The organism is Acinetobacter sp. ANC 3929, from assembly GCF_000369405.1.
Lineage (GTDB): Bacteria > Pseudomonadota > Gammaproteobacteria > Pseudomonadales > Moraxellaceae > Acinetobacter.
The window spans coordinates 179709-180220 of the sequence record NZ_KB849998.1 but is presented as its reverse complement, the minus strand read 5'-3'; the positions used below and the strand labels follow the sequence as shown (position 1 = coordinate 180220).

At 43.9% G+C, this 512-nt stretch carries 1 pseudogene; it reads left to right on the top strand.

Going from position 1 to position 512, the window contains the following annotated elements:
* Nucleotides 1-512: pseudogene (locus F909_RS21225) on the top strand (hypothetical protein); the annotation flags it as partial.

The following is a 512-nucleotide window of genomic DNA, read 5'->3' as shown; positions in this document are numbered from 1 at the left end:
GGTGGTCCAAGTGTCACTAAATCAGGTATCGATGCAGCAGGTAATACCATTAGTAATGTTGGTCCAGGTGTAGCGGGTACAGATGCAGTCAACAAAGATCAGTTAGACAATGCTGCTGCAGCAACGAAAACTGAAGTCATGGAAGGTAAGAATATTACTGTAACCAAGACGACAGGTGATGACGGACAAGACATTTACAATGTTGCGACCGCAGATGATGTTGAATTTAACAACGTTAAAGTTGGTGAAGTTACGATTGATGGCACAACAGGCAAGATCAGTGGTGTTGCCGCGGGTGATGTAAATCCAGATTCAACTGATGCAATCAACGGCAGTCAATTAGCGAAGAATGCGAAAAGTGTTTCTGATGCACTTGGCGGTGGTTCAACTGTCAATCCAGACGGCACGGTAACAGCACCAAATTACACAGTGAATGGTGCTGACGTAAACAATGTCGGTGATGCGATTACAGCCTTAGATAAAGGTTGGACACTACAAAGTAATGGAGAAAA